The organism is Absiella sp. AM09-50, from assembly GCF_003433845.1.
GTDB classification, from domain to species: domain Bacteria; phylum Bacillota_I; class Bacilli_A; order Erysipelotrichales; family Erysipelotrichaceae; genus Hoskinsella; species Hoskinsella hominis.
In genome coordinates this window covers 142721-159443 of the sequence record NZ_QVFI01000006.1, presented here as the reverse complement: position 1 = coordinate 159443, position 16723 = coordinate 142721, and the positions used below count along the sequence as shown (strand labels likewise).

At 33.8% G+C, this 16723-nt stretch carries 15 protein-coding genes; 3 read left to right on the top strand and 12 right to left on the bottom strand.

What is annotated here, in order from left to right:
- Positions 1-347: 347 nt before the first annotated feature.
- The 5 genes from DW114_RS07845 to DW114_RS07825 form a co-directional block, all read right to left on the bottom strand.
- Positions 348-533, bottom strand: coding sequence for a hypothetical protein (locus DW114_RS07845; RefSeq protein ID WP_117453222.1), 186 nt, complete (start codon positions 531-533; stop codon positions 348-350).
- Positions 534-803: 270 nt separating this feature from the next.
- Entirely contained in the window at positions 804-3359 is a 2556-nt protein-coding gene (locus DW114_RS07840; RefSeq protein ID WP_117453221.1) for an ATP-dependent Clp protease ATP-binding subunit, read from the bottom strand.
- A 126-nt stretch (positions 3360-3485) separates the two neighbouring features.
- Positions 3486-4130 (bottom strand): HAD family hydrolase, encoded by a 645-nt coding sequence (locus DW114_RS07835; protein ID WP_117453220.1) that lies wholly within the window; start codon positions 4128-4130, stop codon positions 3486-3488.
- Positions 4102-5913 carry a sensor domain-containing diguanylate cyclase gene (locus DW114_RS07830; protein ID WP_117453219.1) on the bottom strand — a complete coding sequence of 604 codons (1812 nt, stop codon included), beginning with the start codon at positions 5911-5913 and terminating at the stop codon, positions 4102-4104. Before DW114_RS07830 ends, DW114_RS07835 begins: the two co-directional genes overlap by 29 nt.
- A gap of 9 nt (positions 5914-5922) precedes the next feature.
- Positions 5923-6480 carry a class I SAM-dependent methyltransferase gene (locus DW114_RS07825; protein ID WP_158552202.1) on the bottom strand — a complete coding sequence of 186 codons (558 nt, stop codon included), beginning with the start codon at positions 6478-6480 and terminating at the stop codon, positions 5923-5925.
- 88 nt (positions 6481-6568) lie between these two features.
- Between DW114_RS07825 and DW114_RS07820 the strand changes: the two genes are divergently transcribed.
- A complete protein-coding gene (locus tag DW114_RS07820) occupies positions 6569-7921 on the top strand; it encodes a CCA tRNA nucleotidyltransferase (RefSeq protein WP_117453217.1) in 1353 nt (450 codons plus the stop codon).
- Here DW114_RS07820 and DW114_RS07815 read toward each other — a convergent pair.
- On the bottom strand, positions 7918-8211 hold the full coding sequence (locus DW114_RS07815; protein WP_117453216.1) for a hypothetical protein: 294 nt from the start codon (positions 8209-8211) through the stop codon (positions 7918-7920). The genes DW114_RS07820 and DW114_RS07815 overlap by 4 nt on opposite strands.
- An 84-nt stretch (positions 8212-8295) precedes the next feature.
- A complete protein-coding gene (locus DW114_RS07810; RefSeq protein WP_117453215.1) occupies positions 8296-9393 on the bottom strand; it encodes a radical SAM/SPASM domain-containing protein in 1098 nt (365 codons plus the stop codon).
- Positions 9394-9846: 453 nt separating this feature from the next.
- Here DW114_RS07810 and DW114_RS07805 point away from each other — a divergent pair, with 453 nt between their 5' ends.
- Entirely contained in the window at positions 9847-10026 is a 180-nt protein-coding gene (locus tag DW114_RS07805; protein WP_117453214.1) for a hypothetical protein, read from the top strand.
- A gap of 29 nt (positions 10027-10055) precedes the next feature.
- Here DW114_RS07805 and DW114_RS07800 read toward each other — a convergent pair whose 3' ends face one another.
- Positions 10056-11522: a sulfatase-like hydrolase/transferase gene (locus DW114_RS07800; RefSeq protein WP_178695048.1), complete on the bottom strand. Its 1467-nt coding sequence runs from the start codon at positions 11520-11522 to the stop codon at positions 10056-10058.
- On the bottom strand, positions 11522-12838 hold the full coding sequence (locus DW114_RS07795; protein WP_117453212.1) for a PTS sugar transporter subunit IIC: 1317 nt from the start codon (positions 12836-12838) through the stop codon (positions 11522-11524). Before DW114_RS07795 ends, DW114_RS07800 begins: the two co-directional genes overlap by 1 nt.
- A gap of 205 nt (positions 12839-13043) precedes the next feature.
- Between DW114_RS07795 and DW114_RS07790 the strand changes: the two genes are divergently transcribed.
- A complete protein-coding gene (locus tag DW114_RS07790) occupies positions 13044-13814 on the top strand; it encodes a MurR/RpiR family transcriptional regulator (protein WP_117453211.1) in 771 nt (256 codons plus the stop codon).
- Positions 13815-14272: 458 nt separating this feature from the next.
- On the opposite strand, the gene DW114_RS07785 is transcribed toward DW114_RS07790, so the two are convergent.
- The 3 genes from DW114_RS07785 to DW114_RS21185 all read right to left on the bottom strand — a co-directional run bounded on the left by DW114_RS07785 (position 14273) and on the right by DW114_RS21185 (position 16679).
- Positions 14273-14971 (bottom strand): RloB family protein, encoded by a 699-nt coding sequence (locus DW114_RS07785; protein ID WP_158552203.1) that lies wholly within the window; start codon positions 14969-14971, stop codon positions 14273-14275.
- On the bottom strand, positions 14959-16245 hold the full coding sequence (locus DW114_RS07780) for an AAA family ATPase (RefSeq protein ID WP_158552204.1): 1287 nt from the start codon (positions 16243-16245) through the stop codon (positions 14959-14961). The genes DW114_RS07785 and DW114_RS07780 overlap by 13 nt, the downstream gene beginning before the upstream one ends.
- Positions 16246-16499: 254 nt before the next feature.
- Positions 16500-16679 carry a hypothetical protein gene (locus DW114_RS21185; RefSeq protein ID WP_147322620.1) on the bottom strand — a complete coding sequence of 60 codons (180 nt, stop codon included), beginning with the start codon at positions 16677-16679 and terminating at the stop codon, positions 16500-16502.
- Between the last annotated feature and the right edge of the window lie 44 nt (positions 16680-16723).

The following is a 16723-nucleotide window of genomic DNA, read 5'->3' as shown; positions in this document are numbered from 1 at the left end:
CTGACTTCCTATTACCATGAAAATCACTGCATAATATCCCACTAGTAATCTCCCATTCAGACACACAGATGTAATTCTGCATTTTTCATTTACCTCCTACACTTATCTATATACGTATAAAATTTATTAAATCCTAAATTTTAAGTGAAAAAACCTATATAAAATTTAAAAATTATAAATTATCACTTACCGTTGACTTTTCGTGCATAAACACATATAATATAAGTGCACACAGTTTTCTGCATAGCGAAAGGGATGAAGCTGCTACTTCATCCCTTTCTTTTTGTAGGTGGTGTCTGAAATTTATGCCTGTCCACGAAATTCGTTCACCCTCCCTAACTTGTTGCTTAGTTTGTTACTTTTTTCGTTTTCTGCATTTGATTACAGTTTCGTATAGTTTCGTGATCTCTTTGATGATATTGGGAAGAGTTTTGATCAAGGTCATGAGCACCTGACTTCCTATTACCATGAAAATCACTGCATAATATCCCACTAGTAATCTCCCATTCAGACACACAGATGTAATTCTGCATTTTTCATTTACCTCCTACACTTATCTATATACGTATAAAATTTATTAAATCCTAAATTTTAAGTGAAAAAACCTATATAAAATTTAAAAATTATAAATCATTACTTACCGTTGACTTTTCATGCATAAATGCATACAATATAAGTGCACACAGTTTTCTGCATAGCGAAAGGGATGAAGCCGTTACTTCATCCCTTTCTTTTTAAAGCTATTTTGTTTTGTCTATATACTGAAAAAGGTATCCCAAATTATTTATGAGATACCTTCTTTTTTATGCCTGTGTGATATTTACAATATATTCTCCATCAACTACATCAATGGCTACAATATCATCTTTTCCAGCATTGCCTTCAATCATCTTACGAGCAATCAGTGTTTCGATGTTTCTTTGGATATAACGCTTCATTGGACGTGCTCCATAAACTGGATCTACACCCTGTGTAGCGATATTACGATAAACAGCGTCACTAACCTGTAATTTAATATCTTTCTTCGCAAGTCTTGTTTGTAATTCATCCATGAATTTATGTGCAATCTTACCTAACATATCATCATTTAATGCATTAAATACAACGATTTCATCAATACGATTCACAAATTCCGGTTTAAAATACTTCTTAACTTCAGACAAATATTTTTCTTCCTTATTGTCCTCATCAAATGCGAACTGGCTTCCAAGATTGCTGGTCATAATCAACAGAGTATTTTTAAAGTCTACGGTAACACCTTTACTGTCTGTAATACGTCCATCATCTAAAATCTGAAGCAATACATTAAATACATCCGGGTGTGCTTTTTCGACTTCATCAAATAAAATGATAGAATAAGGATTACGACGAACTGCTTCTGTCAGCTGACCACCTTCATCATATCCTACATATCCTGGAGGAGCACCAATTAAACGTGACACACTATGCTTCTCCATATATTCACTCATATCTATACGCACAATATGACTTTCACTGTCAAACAGCTGTTCAGCTAATGCTTTTGCGACCTCTGTCTTACCAACACCGGTTGGACCTAAGAATAAGAAACTTCCGATTGGTCTGTTTTCATCCTGAATCTGTGCTTTACTACGCAGAATTGCATCAGTTACTAATTCCAAAGCATTATCCTGACCGATAACACGTTTTTGTAAAGCTTCTTTCAGATGTAACAGCTTCTGACGTTCACTTTCTACTAGACGGCTTACTTCTACACCTGTCCATTTACTAACGATTTCCGCAATTAACTCTTCATTTACTGTTTCCTGAATTAAGGTATCATCACCTTTTTCTTTATCTGATTGTTCCTTAATCAGCTTCTCTAAATGTGGAATGGTATCATATTGCAGACGGGCAGCATCTTCATAACGGGCTTCATTTTGTGCCTGTTCTAAATCAAGTTTTGCTTTTTCCAGTTTAACTTTGGCATTCTTGCTTTCTTCCAGTTCTGCCTTTTCATCTTCCCATTTCGTATATAAGACATCTTTCTTTGCCTGTAGTTCTTCTAATTCCTGTTTAATATCGTTTCTTCGTTCTACAGCTTTTTTGTCATCTTCCTGTTTCAATGCGGTTTCTTCAATCTGCAGCTGCATGATTTTACGTTGTAATTCATCTAATTCTTGTGGCATAGATTCCATTTCTACACGTAATGTTGCACATGCTTCATCAATTAAATCGATTGCTTTATCAGGAAGGAAACGATCCGTGATATAACGATTAGACATTGTTGCGGCAGCAATGATCGCTTCATCTAAAATTTTTACACCATGGTAAGATTCAAAACGATCTTTTAAGCCACGCAGAATACTAATCGTATCTTCTACTGTTGGTTCTTTTACCATAACACGTTGGAAACGACGCTCTAGTGCAGCATCCTTTTCAATATATTGACGATATTCATTGAAAGTGGTAGCACCGATACAGCGTAATTCTCCACGTGCCAGCATTGGCTTTAACAGATTGGCTGCATCCATACTACCTTCTGTTTTACCAGCACCCACAAGATTATGCAATTCATCAATAAACAGAATGATATTGCCATCTGCATTTTTTACTTCTTCTAGTACAGCTTTTAATCGTTCTTCAAATTCACCACGATATTTAGCACCGGCAATCAATGCCCCCATATCCAATTCTATTAATTTCTTTTCTTTTAAGGAACCTGGTACATCGCCTTTCATAATACGCCATGCGATTCCTTCTACAACAGCTGTTTTACCAACACCGGGTTCACCAATTAATACCGGGTTATTTTTTGTCTTACGGGATAAAATCTGAATGACACGACGGATTTCATCATCACGTCCGATAATCGGATCAATTTTGCCATTCTTAACATCTTCAACTAAATCTCGTCCATATTTACTTAATGCTTCGACATTGCTTTCAGCATTTGGAGTATCCATTTTCTTCCCTCCTCTGCGTTTTAATTCTTCATCCTTGCATACATCTTCCTTTAGATGAAATTCTTTTACCAGGCGTTTTGAAATATAAGATTTATTAAACATCAGGGCAATCCATACGCTGGCAACACTTAGATATGTTTCTGATACAGAATCACTCCATGCTTCTGCCTTTTGAAAAGATTGTGCTACCTCATTGGAGAATTGTGGATTCACATTGCTTGATTTCGCAACACGTCCCATTTCTTCATCAATGATGGATAACGCTCTTGTTTTATCTATATTCAATCGCTTAAAAAGTCCATCCAGGACCTCGTTTTCAAATATCGCCTTTAACATTTGAATCGTGTCGATGGTGGTATGCTGATAATTCTTACAGATTTCCACTGCCTGCATAATGACTTCCTGCAGTTTTTCACTCATTTTTTCAAAGTTCATAATATCAACTCCTTTTAGCACTCTTGATTATTGATTGCTAATTGTATTATAACACTTATTTTAGCACTGTCAAGTGCAGAGTGCTAAAATATAAAAAAAGATAAGAGAAATCTTCTCCTATCTATTTTATGCCAAAAGTTTTTGGATATCCGCAATCTTTGAAATCATCTCGTCGGCTTGGGATTGATCGATTGAAAACTTTGTATCTTGTAAAGCAATCGTTCGCATACCTGCACGCTTTCCTGCTTCAATTCCAAAGGTACTATCCTCAATGACCATACAGTGCTTTGGTTCCACTTGCAGTTGTTTTGCGATTGTTAAATAAATCTCTGGGTTTGGTTTACTTTCATGAAACATCTCTCCACTAAATACCAAATCAAATAATCCTTCTAATTCACATTCCTTTAACATACGTTTGATATTCATCAAAGTAGAGCTGCTTCCAATTGCGGTATGATATCCATGTGCCCGTAACCATACTAATGTTTCCTTTACACTAGAATTTAAGATATCACGATAGGATACCATGTGTTCTTTCGCATAAGCATCAAAATGTTCATAGAATTCATCCTGACTCCAGTCTTTATTCATTTTTTCTATACTGACCCGCCATGTATATTCTAAAGAACTGCCTACTAACGAAATCAGAAACGCTGCATCTGCCACAAATCCATATTCCTTATAAAAATCATATAACTGCCTTAAATTGGATGGTTCACTGTCAATTAATACACCATCCATATCAAATATGACTGCTTTTATCTTCTCCATATACGATACATACTCCTTTACCTTTATGTTTTGATGCATATAACGCCTGATCAGCATGTAGTAACAACTCATCTAAATTGTGTGCATCCTCTCCATAGATCGATACACCGATACTTATGCCAATCGGATATGCCATTAATCCTTCTACCTTTTTCAATAAGCGTGAAGCCAGGTCTTTTACATCTATACCTTCTTCTATATTTTTTATGAATAAAACAAATTCATCTCCACCAAATCTTCCCGCAATGCCTTCTAACTCTTCATTCAGTACATTGCCAAGATTTGCCAATACTTCATCCCCTGCGATATGCCCAAAGGTATCGTTCACTTGTTTAAAGTTATCCAGATCAATAAATAATAATGCATGTTTCGATGCACTAAAATTGATTAATGTATCTTCAATCTGACGCATGATTTCTGCCTTTGCGAATGTATGTGTCAACTGATCTGTATTTACCTGAATCTGTAGTCGTTCTTTCTCTATATAAGAAGAATGTATATCATAGATAAATCCAATCAAAGAGGCAGGCTGTTTACGCTGATCATAAATAATGCCACCCTCTACTTCAAACCAATGGGCACAATGTTCTCTGTCCCAAAGCTGTAGCTGCAGCTGAATGCGCCCTTCTTTTTGTATCTGTTCTTTCATACGCTGGATATTTTCCAGATCCACAATCGTTTTCAATGCTTCATGAATATCCTTTGCGATGGTGGAAGATATCCCAAAACAATATTCATAGTTATCAGATACATGTAAGTAATGCCGCTTACAGTCATATTCAAAAATAATTGCACTTTTTTGAAGACTTGCCAGCATTTCAAAGCGTCTAGCACTAACATGTTCTTCTTCTGCTTTTTTCATTTTTCTTACGATATAAAACAACATACATAAGATGCCTAAAAATATAAAGGCATAACTAACAGATAATAAGATAGAACGTTCCATGATTTGAAAATAATGTGGAGATAATGCTTCTGCATTTACGATATTGACCACTATCCAGTCTTTGATGCCGATGGGCGCATAGCTTAAATAATGTCTTGTCTGATCTTTTTCAAAAACAACAAAACCACTTTTATTCTGTTTGATATCCGTTTTCATCGTATTTTGATCATATGCTTTATTTGGATATGTAAACTTCTGCATTTCTTTAAAAAAATCAGAACGAACAGCCATGCCCTGATAACCAGATACAAGTGCGCCATCTTTTTGTACAATCAAGGTCGCACCGATACCACTATAAAATGCTTCACTGAATATCGAAGTCAGATAATCTGATTGATATACGCCAAGTACGCCTCCCTGCACTTTTCCATCTACAATAACGGGAAGTGCCAGCACGATTTCATCACGATTTTGAAGATGTCGTGCTTCTGAAATATAAAGTCCGCGTTTTTCTTCTAAATAAGAAAGCACCTTTTCCCAATCCATATCCAATTGTACTTCTGTTGTTGTATATACGACACCGTCTAAATCAAACAGCGCATAATCGATTGCTTTATTTTTCGCATTCATTTCTTCTAACATCATGACGACTGCTTCTCGATCATTTTCATGATACAAGGTACTAAAGTCCGCAATCAACTGTAGTTGTGATTCAAAATCCTGCAGGGTCTGTTTCACAAAATGAATACTTTGTTCATTAGTTTTTAATAACCTGTCTTTATTCTCTTCAAACAGAGTATCTGAAAGTCCATGTTGAAACCATACGAAAGACACGCTTACATAAGCGCATGCGGCAATCATGGCAATCATTAACATCAGTTGAAAAAATTTCTTCATACAACTCCCTCATTGATTTCTTAGCTTTTCTATCACCAGCAGATACGGAGATTCCTTTTTATTTTCCATGCGTATACCCATACAGGAATAATAATGTGAATCTAAAGTTTTTACCCATTCTGAAAAATAACAGCTTTCTTTTTTCCCTTCATCATGACCTGGGTATATTACTAAGATAAGCATACCATGTTTCTGCAATTGCTTCAATGCTTTTTGAACAGCGATTCTGCTTGTATGTAACAAAGTTGTGACATTTTCATCCCCATGTGGCAGATATCCAAAATTAAAGATGGCTCCTGCGAGTGGTTCTGTAATATATTGATCTAGATGCTCATGTCCATCAAGGATAAATCTGCATTTATCATAATACCCAAGCTCACTTACCGCCTGTATACTTTGTTGAAGTGCTTCTTTCTGAATATCAAATGCATATACTTTCTGTACCTTTTCAAGTGATGCCAGAAAACAGGTATCATATCCATTCCCACATGTAAAATCCGCATATATCCCATTTTCTATGTTTATATTTTTCAATATATCATGGGCAATATCTACAACTTTTTTCATTTTCATCATCCTTTTCTTTTCTATATAGAATATTATAACTGGTTTCACCAACCAAACCTGTGTATAATAATAGCAGAGGTGATAGAAGATGGCAACATGCGTACCAGATGATATATTATGGGTTTTAAAACAGCTGCATACACATGATCAAGAAGCTTTTCTTGTAGGAGGCTGTGTAAGAGATATGCTCATGGGCCGTGAAGTTCATGATTTTGATATCACAACAAGTGCCCTGCCTGAAACTACCATGGAAATTTTTAAACAGGCAGGATGTATCGTAATTCCTACAGGAATCAAACATGGAACAATTACTGTTTTGGTAAATAATGAACCAATAGAAATCACTACTTATCGTATTGAAAAAGCATATCTGAATCATCGTGCACCTTCCCAGGTCATATTTACTAAAAATCTTTTAGAAGATTTAAAACGCCGTGATTTCACCATGAATGCGATTGCATATGATCCAACAAATGGTTATTATGATCCTTTTGATGGCAGAAAAGATATTGAAGAAGGCATCATCCGCTGTGTTGGAGATCCTTATGAACGATTAAAAGAAGATGCTTTACGTATCTTACGGGCGATTCGTTTTTCTGCAGTTTTAAATTTTTCTATAGAACCACACTTGAAACAGGCCATCAAAGAACTTGCGCCTACTTTATCCTACATTAGTAAAGAACGTATCCGTGATGAATTTAATAAAATATTATTGTCACAGCACCTAGATCTTTTACAGATGCTTTATGATTATCAGGTATTAGATGAGATTTTACCAGGATACAGCAAATTATATGGACATGATCAGAAAACCCCATGGCATATTTATGATATCTTTCGCCATAGTGATGTTGCGTTAAATCATACGATTGGATACCCATTAGAAAGTAAGCTGGCAATCGTATTGCATGATATTGGAAAACCAGAAATGGAAACGTTTGGAGAAGATGGCATTGCCCACTATAAACGTCATGCCCTCATCAGTGAACAAAAAGCCAGAGCATATCTAATGGATCTGCGCTATGACCATAAAAGCATAGAGCGGGTCTGTACCTTGATCTTATATCATGATTATTATGTCAAAGCCAATCGAAAAATCCTTCGCAGGTTCTTATCTAAGTTTGATAATGATATTGCATATGCAATTTCTGCCTTATATGTACAAATGGCAGATGATTATGCGAAAAACATGGAAAAAGCTCAGGAGAAAATTGATATTTTAAATGCTTCCATAGAATTATTAAAGGTAATCGATCAAGAAAAGGATTTCTTTCATAAAAAGGATTTAAAGGTCAATGGACACGATATGATGAAGTTAGGTTTACAGAATAAACAAATTGGCGATATGTTGGATGAACTGTATCAACAGGTGATTGACGATCCTTCCATGAATGAAAAAGAAAAGCTAATGGCTTATGCCAGACAAAAGATGCAGAATTAACTGCATCTTTTCATATACTCCATATCATCACATAATGCCTGTGCAATTTCTTCACTTAACTGTGTTAATACACAATTCTGATAAGGCCAGTATTTCTGTTTGATTTCTTCTATTGTTTCAAAATTGTCGCTGGTCCTGACCTCTTCCAGCACATCCTCACACATACGAATGGGAGAATCATAGATTCTTGTGATTTCCATTTCATATCCCTGTGGATGGGATTTTCGCATTAACTGATTTAAAATCTGTTCCAGTTGAAATGCCTGTTTATGGATACGCAATAGTGCCATATTGATCACCCGCCTTTCATATGCTGAGTATATCATGCATTCTTACACCAATTATGTAAGAATTAAAAAAACAGCTGTATTTTTTTACAGCTGCATCTGTTTCGCAATCGTAATCATTGTTGGATAAGCATATTTTAGGAAATCCTGATATCCACAATATTGTTTATCAAAATATAACGTATTCATTCGTTTACAATTACCATGACAGATAGATACAAAAGGACAAGTATCACATAATGGACTCATTTGTTTTTTCTCTTTCACAAAGCCCTGCATAGGTGCACTGTTGGCGATATCCATCAAATCCATTTCCATCAGATTTCCACCTTTATATTCATCTAATACATAGAAATCACATGGATAAATACTGCCATCGCTTTCTACAACAAATTGAATACTGCAATATCCCAGCAGCCCACACTGTTGAGGTGGCACATCGGCGTACATTGGAATAATATTATCAAACAAGCCAATACTTCGATACACCCCAGCCTGCATTTCTTTCAACCAGCAATCATAGAACGCTTTATAAAAGCTTGCGAATAGCTGTGGTGTCAGCGCAAAAGGATTTTTTTCCTCATCTAATCCCGCAAGACATGGAATCAATTGAATATAACGGATATTTTCCTTTTTATAAAATTCATATAGTTTATTGGGATGTTTTGCCAGCTGTTTACTTAATACAGTCAATACATTATAACGGACTTCATATTTTTCTAATGTATGAATCGCCTGCATGACTGTTTTATATGTTGCTTTATTCCCTGTGGTAATACGGAAATAATCATGGTTTTCTTTATATCCATCTAAAGATACGCCAATCAAAAAGTCATATTGATGAAAGAACGTACACCATTCATCATCAATCACGTATGCATTGCTTTGTAAAGCATAATGTATTTTTTGTTTTGCCTTTTTAACTTCATCTACATATGCGCAAAATGCTTTAAAATAATCAATGCCTGCAACCGTAGGTTCTCCCCCCTGAAAAGCAAATGTTACTTCCCCATCCTCATCCAAATGAGAAAGGGCCTGATCAATCAGTTTTTTCATAACTTCTTCTTTCATAATACCGTTACTTTTAATCTGACGATGTTCACTCACATCCGCATAGAAACAATATTTACATTTCAAATTACAGGATGATGAGGCTGGTTTAATCAAAAAGCTTAAATTTTTCATACAATACTCCTCGTTTATTTATGATATTTCATATTATTTATTCATTTAAAAGGATACCTTTTATTTGCTTTATCGTCAATAGATTTTATGCATGCTTTTTAATTTAAATTTATATTATTGTTATAAATATTCTAACTATCATATAAACCATTTTTCTAAAGAAAATATCTTAAAAGATTAATTTACACACATCCTTGAATAATCTTGAATATTTGTTATAATGAAATGGAAGAAAATAATTACCACATTTTATAAAAAGTTTATCCACGCAAATTTGTATCAAAATTTATACGTTTTTATCCATACCTTATATGGTCAATTTTTGTAAAAAAAATTGACTTTTTTATATGTTTCTGACGGTTTTTCTATCAAAAAATACATATATATAAATGTATACTATTTTATACAGTGTGGTGTAAATTTTAATTAATTTATTCAGAAAGGACAAAGAAAATGAGAAAATTTATTCCACCTGAGAATTTTAAAGCAATTGTTGCAAATCGAATTTATGGTTTATTATCTATTAAGAGTGCAGCAGAATTATGTGGTATCACAAACACAACATATTTAAAATATGAGAAAGAATACCGTAATCAGGTAAGCAGCGATGATCTAAAGAAATTAAAACTTTAATAAAACCGCCATTTCGGCGGTTTTATTTTCTATCGTTTATCTTTTCGATTTGGCACATAATCTGTTGTCTGCATATACCACGTTAATAATTGTAGTTTCATTTTTTGAATCTGATCCTGATAGCATTTTTCATCAATCATATTATGAAGTTCCATCGGGTCTTTCTTCAAATCATAGAATTCATCCTTTTCATACAAACGCATAGTATATTTATAATCTCCCATTCTAATCATACATGCTTTTGTATGTTGTGGTCCTTCACTTTCCTGTGTAGATAAACGTGGCCAGTATGGTGAAGATGGTCCATGTCCTTTTTCCATTGCCTGCACTTCTCCATGAATTCTTCCACCTTCACAACATGCATAACCTTTGTGTGCATGAGCAGCAAGTGCGCCTAAAAGACTTTTTCCAAATTGTACATAGCTTAAATCAAAACCGGCAATATCCGCAAATGTTGAAGGAAGATCAACAAGTTCTACCAGCTCAGTTGAAATTCCTTTTTTCACTTCTATATCAATGGAAGGCTTAATCAGCAGTGGTACATTACTGATTGGGTCTTCAAAACAATTTTGTACTTTTTCCGCAATACCATAATCCGTAGTATAATCCCCATGATCACTCCATACAAAGATATTTGTATTGTCATAGAAATTATGTTCTTTTAATTTATCACAAAGCATTCCAAACTGATGATCAAATCTGGAAACCATCGCAAGATATGTGGCACGTAACTCATTGAAACGTTCTTCCTCCCAGTGAAGTCCTTGTTTCTTAGCAATATCGTATAACATACTCGCTTTATCTGGTAAGGTAGCTATATCTGGTCTTCTTGGATTTAATTTTTCTCTGTCTATAGAAGAATACCATGGGTCCTCGCATGCATAAGGTGGATGTGGAAAGCTTATTGTACAATAAAGGAAGAATGGTTTTCCATCTGGCTCTTTACTTTTTCGATCAAGATAATCCAAAGCGCTTTGTACACAATTCCAATCAGTTTTTCCATACCCTTCACTATCCTTCAATTTCCCAATATAGAAGGAATACAACTCGTCATTTTCCTTTACCGGCTGTGAATTATGTTTTTTCATACTGCCAAATGCATCCACAAACTGATCACGCATATTTTCTTTATGGATACCATCATAGTATTCATCACAATAATCAGTTTTTAAACGATCTGCAGGAATTACATCATTTCTCCCAATCCAAATAACCTCATATCCATTATTTTTCATTTCTTTTAGAATATTTGGCTCATCTTCATTTTGAAGAAAATGCATGGTACGATGTCCTAAAGTATGTGGATATAACCCGGTTAAAAAACTACATCGGGATGGTACACAGACAGGATTTTGACAATAAGCATTTTCAAAGGAAACGCCTTCATCAATTATATGATCTAAATTAGGGGTGATACTTGCTTCATTATGATGGATATGTAGAGCATCACTACGCATTTGATCTGCCACAAAACAAACGATATTTCTTTTATTCATCAGGCATTCGCCTCCTCACTTTCTAAAGCTGCTTCTTCTTTTAATGCTTGTCGATCTAATACTTTGATGAATGGGAAATAGATGATAAACTGAATCGCAATCAATACAACCTGAAGGATTGCCACACGTATTCCACCAGCTAACCATCCTGAGAAAATCACAGGTGTGCCTAATGGAATTTCGGTACCATTTAATGGTGGTACGATACCTGTTATCGTACATAAATAAGCAATCGCAAAGGTAATGATAGGTGTAAGAATCAATGGAATGATCATAATGGTATTTAATACCATAGGAAGTCCAAAGGTAATCGGCTCATTGATCCCACATAATCCTGCTGGCAATGCCAGTTTTCCCAATGTTTTATAACGTTGTGATTTTGCGAAAAATAGCATTGCAATACATAGACCAATCGTTCCACCTGCTCCACCAAGAGATGCATAAACACTCCAGTTTGCTTTTACGATGATATTAGGAAGTGCTGTATTTGCGGCATAGGCTTCTAAGTTTTCAAGTGCTGGTGCCTGATACAGCATGGTAAGGAATGGCATAACAATCATTCCACCGTGTAAACCAAAGAACCACATTAAGGAGCACATTAAGATAAAAATCACAAATGTAAATGGACTTGCGCCTAAATTTGTCAATGGTGTTTGCAGCATCGTATAGATGAATTGATTCAAGCTGCCATAGCTTGTCAGTGACATACCATAACGTACCAGACAGAATATGAATGCAATGATAAAGCCTGGAATTAAAGATGAAAATGATTTTGATATTGTAGGTGGCACACTTTCCGGCATCTTGATTGTTAAGTTTTTATGCATGAGGAATACATAGATAGTAGGTACAACAAGACCAATAATCATTGCGGAGAACAAACCAGCAGCTCCCAGCCATTTAGTTCCAAGTGCAGCCGCTATTGTCACAAGGGCATCACCTTCTCCACCCTGAACGCCAAGGGGAATCAGTAAGAAGAATACCATCAATGAAAGAATTCCTGCAATGGTTGCATTTGCATCTTCTCCCAATTTTGAACATAAGCTTTTTCCAATCAGGAATACAGCATAGACTGCCAGAAAATCTGTAGTGATTGTTGGCGCGAATGAGAATATCTCTTTCAAATGTGTTGCTGTCACAAAGTCCTGATATGGACCAATCTGTAAATTCGCCAATAATGTGAAGATTGCACCAATCATTATGATTGGTAATAAGATTGAAAATCCTTCGCTAATTGCTTTTAAATAACGGTTGCGTGATAGTTTGTCTGCTAAAGGTACTAATGTTTTCTCCAAAAACTCCATAAACTTTTCCATAAGTTAATTCTCCTCTTTCTCTATCGTAAATGAATGGTACCGTTTTCATTACACTTATGTTATACATCACTTTGGACTAAATTTCAAGTATATTTTGGACTTTATTTCATTTTAGTCCATTTTTTGCTTGTTTATTTGGAAAATAGTCCATTTTTGGAATTTTTTGTGTTATAATAACCATAGTGAATGTATTGGGGGTTTCTATATGAAAACTTTAGATTTAATTCGGCAGAACATGCCATCCTTCACAAAAAAAGAAGCATTAATTGCAGAATATATTTTAAATCAGGATCCTGTTTTTGTTATTCAATGCACAGGTGAGATGATTGCCAGAAATGCAAAGTCCAGTAAATCAGCATTCATCCGAATGTGTCAAAAACTTGGATATGAAGGTTTCTCTGAGTTTAAGTTTGCCTTATCTAGAGAGATGGTATCAAATACAAATGATGAAAATAATGAAGATGAACCGCAAGATTCTATGAAAGCCATCACAAATTTTTATGCTAGACAATTAATAAATATCAATCAGATGATTTCTATGAATGAAGTAAAAGCACTTGGCAAGAAAATTGTTCATTCAAGAAAAGTTAAAATCATTGGCTATAACCGTACTGGCTTATCCGCCATGCAATTACGTATGCGACTTTCAAAAATCGGTGTAGATTGTGAAGCTATAACTGATCCAGTTGTCATGCGAGATGTTGGCGAAATTCTTGGTTCAGAGGATCTTTGTATCATTTTTTCAATAAAAGGACTTACAGATCCATATCTTGATATTGTTAAAAATCTTCATCAGAAAAAGTGTTTTTTCACCTTAGTCACGATGACACCAAAGAATCAATTGGTTCCTTATGCTGATCAATTATTTACTCTGCCCTATGCCTCAAGAGCACACCGGGACACATTCTTAGATGATCAGGTAATTTTCTTTGTATTCATTGAGATATTATTAAATGAGATTGCGAAAATATTATAAAATCACCAGACAGAGGATTTCTGTCTGGTGATTTACTATTGATTCATTAGTTTCCATTTAATAGTGGATGCTTAAGTATCCTTTTAATAACCTTATCTTGAAATAATAACGCTGGTTGATATCGCCTATTTTGAAATGTCTGTATAAATAATTGTTCATCCTATGTTAATTGCATTAAACATTGAAGATATTGTATAATCCTTGCTTTCTTAACCTCTAAATCAAATTTGTTTTTTTCTGATAACACTGGCAAAAATCTCTTTTTATCCAAAAACAGGCAGAAGACTCCAACTTCAACGGCAACAAGTAAGTTGGAATACACGCTGTGCACCCTTTGAGCGTGAATGCAGCAATATGAAAATTTCTTGTCTTTTCTTTCTTCTTGTTTCTATTTTTTCTATCACAATATTCCACATAATCTTTGTAAGCATTTCCCCTCTTTTTGTGCTATCATTAGCTTAATTACAAAAATAATCTATTTCATCTAATAATCGTTCGATTAATTCATAAATCATAACAGATGGATTCATTTTCTTTATATCATGTTCCATTTTATATTTTTCTTTTTTCCAGAATTCTTCAAGATGCTTTGCATTTTCTATAGCATTTCTTACTTTAGCATTACCATCATTTCCTAAAATTTTAGCAATCATGCCTTTAGAAGCTTTCACTTTAGAATTATATTCTAAAACATCTAAATGATTACGTATCTGATTTATGATACTTCTTTTATCAACGATATCATGGATATCTATTCTTTGAAAATGCATAAGCAACCAAGTTTCAAATAGCAAATTCGAATAATCTAATATATATTCATTATCGGAATTGATCATTAAGTCTATAACATCTTGTATATTAACTGGGGCATCACAATCAAATACCAAATGTTTTTCATAAAGCGCATATTTCCGACGATTTACATCAATGTTTAAAAAATCCTCTGCATAACGATAAACATGCATGGCATTTCCACTTGTATTAATAGGTTCTATTACCATATTAGAATAAGGAACGGTTAATCTTTTTTCTAAATAATCTTTGAAAAAATTTAAATAATTATATTCTGTATTTCCTTCACAAAATACAAGCAAATTACCTGCATTTTCAGGTTTTAATTTTTTAATTATTCTTTTTTCATTCACTAATCTCCCCATATCCATTCCTCCAATATTTCTTCCGTCATATCCTGTTCATTAATAACTGGAATCGCTCCATATTTCCCAAACAAATAATCTTTAGAGAAACTAGCGTCTGAACGAACTTTTATATCTGCAAGCGTAAATACCGTTGATTCACCTTTTTTATTTTTATCCACAAACGCAATTTCATCTCTACGAAATTGTTGCCGGTTCAATAATGAAATATCATGTGTTGTAAAAATTAATTGTGCTTTGTTATTTTTTTCATTTTGATATAAGTCAATAATGAACTTTGTTAAAATCGGATGTAATCTTGCTGTTAATTCATCAACAATAAATACACCACCTTTTTCCATCATATCAAGCATATTTTGAATAAAGGAGAAATAACGTATCGTTCCAGTTGATTCCATTTTTAAATCAAATGCTTCTTCACCTATCACTTCATTTTCATCGTTAAAAATATCATGAATTGTTTTTATTTTATAACGCTGATGTTCATTTGTTTCTTCATCAAGTATCTCCTCTATGTCAATTCTTTTGATTCCCACATCCGCAATTTGTAGAAATTTTTCAACTTTACTACGATAGTTATTATCATTTATTAATCTTTTTGAAAAATTCACATTACTTAAAAGCCCTTTAATACTTGTTTCAATAAAAATTTCAAAATGGATTATAAATTTATATTTTAGATAAAATTTAATATCGTCAATTATTTCTTTAATTTCACCATCAGAAAAATAATCTAGTACACTTATATATAAACGATCTTTTCGCTTATTTATAATTTTTTTTAATTCTTTCTCATATTTTTTTCCAAACCTGATATGCTCGTAATTTCTGTTATATATTTCAACATTATCTTTTAACAGCCATTCTTCTTTTATCAAATATTTTCCATTTTCTTCAATCGTTGAAAAGCCATATTGATAGGTTTTACAATTATGATAAAAGATAATTTCAAATTCATTTTCTTTATTCAGATTTACATTTAGACGATATGGATTTCGATGGATACCAGGAATCCTAAAGGTATCTTCTTCCTCTTTATTCGTGATATCCCGATACATTTGATTAATAATAAAACTTTTAAAGTAATACATTGCACTGACCAGATTTGACTTACCACTTGCGTTTTTTCCATAGATTGCCAGTGTTTTAACAAGATTATTTTTATCTATTCTAACTATATGACTTTTCATTTCTTTGTAGCTGACTGCTCTTAAATCCAAAATTGTTTCATCCTTAAATGAAGCAAAGTTTTTTACCCGAAACATGACTAACATGATCATCTCTCCATTTCTATCGATATCTATTTTCATTATATCACAAGATAGTGGAATTATTCGTATTTTTCGATTATTTTATAAAACAAAATCATATTTCTAATTATTTTCTATACAAAAAAATTGTATTTATCGAATTTTATCCAAAAACAGGCAGAAGTCCCCCACTTAACAGCGATAAGTAAGTGGTGGGACACTCTGTGCACCCTGTGGGCGTGAATGCAGCAATATATATTTTTTGTTATCATTTTTTCTCAGGACAAATGCATCAATAAGAAAAACAATAAAAAAGGATCCCAATGTCCTCTGATTTCTTGTGAAAGCAGAGAGATGTCATGTAGACTGCTGATATAATAGCGGTTTTCCGTTGTATTATCACCGTTTTTCTTTTCTTTTGCACTGACACATAAAACGATACTTTTCAATCTTTTCATCTTTATCAGTTGGATTTGTAAATAAACTTTTTTGTTTTCATTAA

What these genes read in the sequence shown, in the direction of transcription:
- DW114_RS07845 (WP_117453222.1), bottom strand. Translation starts at nt 533, where the DNA reads ATGCAGAATTACATCTGTGTGTCTGAATGGGAGATTACTAGTGGGATA.
- DW114_RS07840 (WP_117453221.1), bottom strand. Translation starts at nt 3,359, where the DNA reads ATGAACTTTGAAAAAATGAGTGAAAAACTGCAGGAAGTCATTATGCAG.
- DW114_RS07835 (WP_117453220.1), bottom strand. Translation starts at nt 4,130, where the DNA reads ATGGAGAAGATAAAAGCAGTCATATTTGATATGGATGGTGTATTAATT.
- DW114_RS07830 (WP_117453219.1), bottom strand. Translation starts at nt 5,913, where the DNA reads ATGAAGAAATTTTTTCAACTGATGTTAATGATTGCCATGATTGCCGCA.
- DW114_RS07825 (WP_158552202.1), bottom strand. Translation starts at nt 6,480, where the DNA reads ATGAAAAAAGTTGTAGATATTGCCCATGATATATTGAAAAATATAAAC.
- DW114_RS07820 (WP_117453217.1), top strand. Translation starts at nt 6,569, where the DNA reads ATGGCAACATGCGTACCAGATGATATATTATGGGTTTTAAAACAGCTG.
- DW114_RS07815 (WP_117453216.1), bottom strand. Translation starts at nt 8,211, where the DNA reads ATGGCACTATTGCGTATCCATAAACAGGCATTTCAACTGGAACAGATT.
- DW114_RS07810 (WP_117453215.1), bottom strand. Translation starts at nt 9,393, where the DNA reads ATGAAAAATTTAAGCTTTTTGATTAAACCAGCCTCATCATCCTGTAAT.
- DW114_RS07805 (WP_117453214.1), top strand. Translation starts at nt 9,847, where the DNA reads ATGAGAAAATTTATTCCACCTGAGAATTTTAAAGCAATTGTTGCAAAT.
- DW114_RS07800 (WP_178695048.1), bottom strand. Translation starts at nt 11,522, where the DNA reads ATGAATAAAAGAAATATCGTTTGTTTTGTGGCAGATCAAATGCGTAGT.
- DW114_RS07795 (WP_117453212.1), bottom strand. Translation starts at nt 12,838, where the DNA reads ATGGAAAAGTTTATGGAGTTTTTGGAGAAAACATTAGTACCTTTAGCA.
- DW114_RS07790 (WP_117453211.1), top strand. Translation starts at nt 13,044, where the DNA reads ATGAAAACTTTAGATTTAATTCGGCAGAACATGCCATCCTTCACAAAA.
- DW114_RS07785 (WP_158552203.1), bottom strand. Translation starts at nt 14,971, where the DNA reads ATGGGGAGATTAGTGAATGAAAAAAGAATAATTAAAAAATTAAAACCT.
- DW114_RS07780 (WP_158552204.1), bottom strand. Translation starts at nt 16,245, where the DNA reads ATGTTAGTCATGTTTCGGGTAAAAAACTTTGCTTCATTTAAGGATGAA.
- DW114_RS21185 (WP_147322620.1), bottom strand. Translation starts at nt 16,679, where the DNA reads ATGAAAAGATTGAAAAGTATCGTTTTATGTGTCAGTGCAAAAGAAAAG.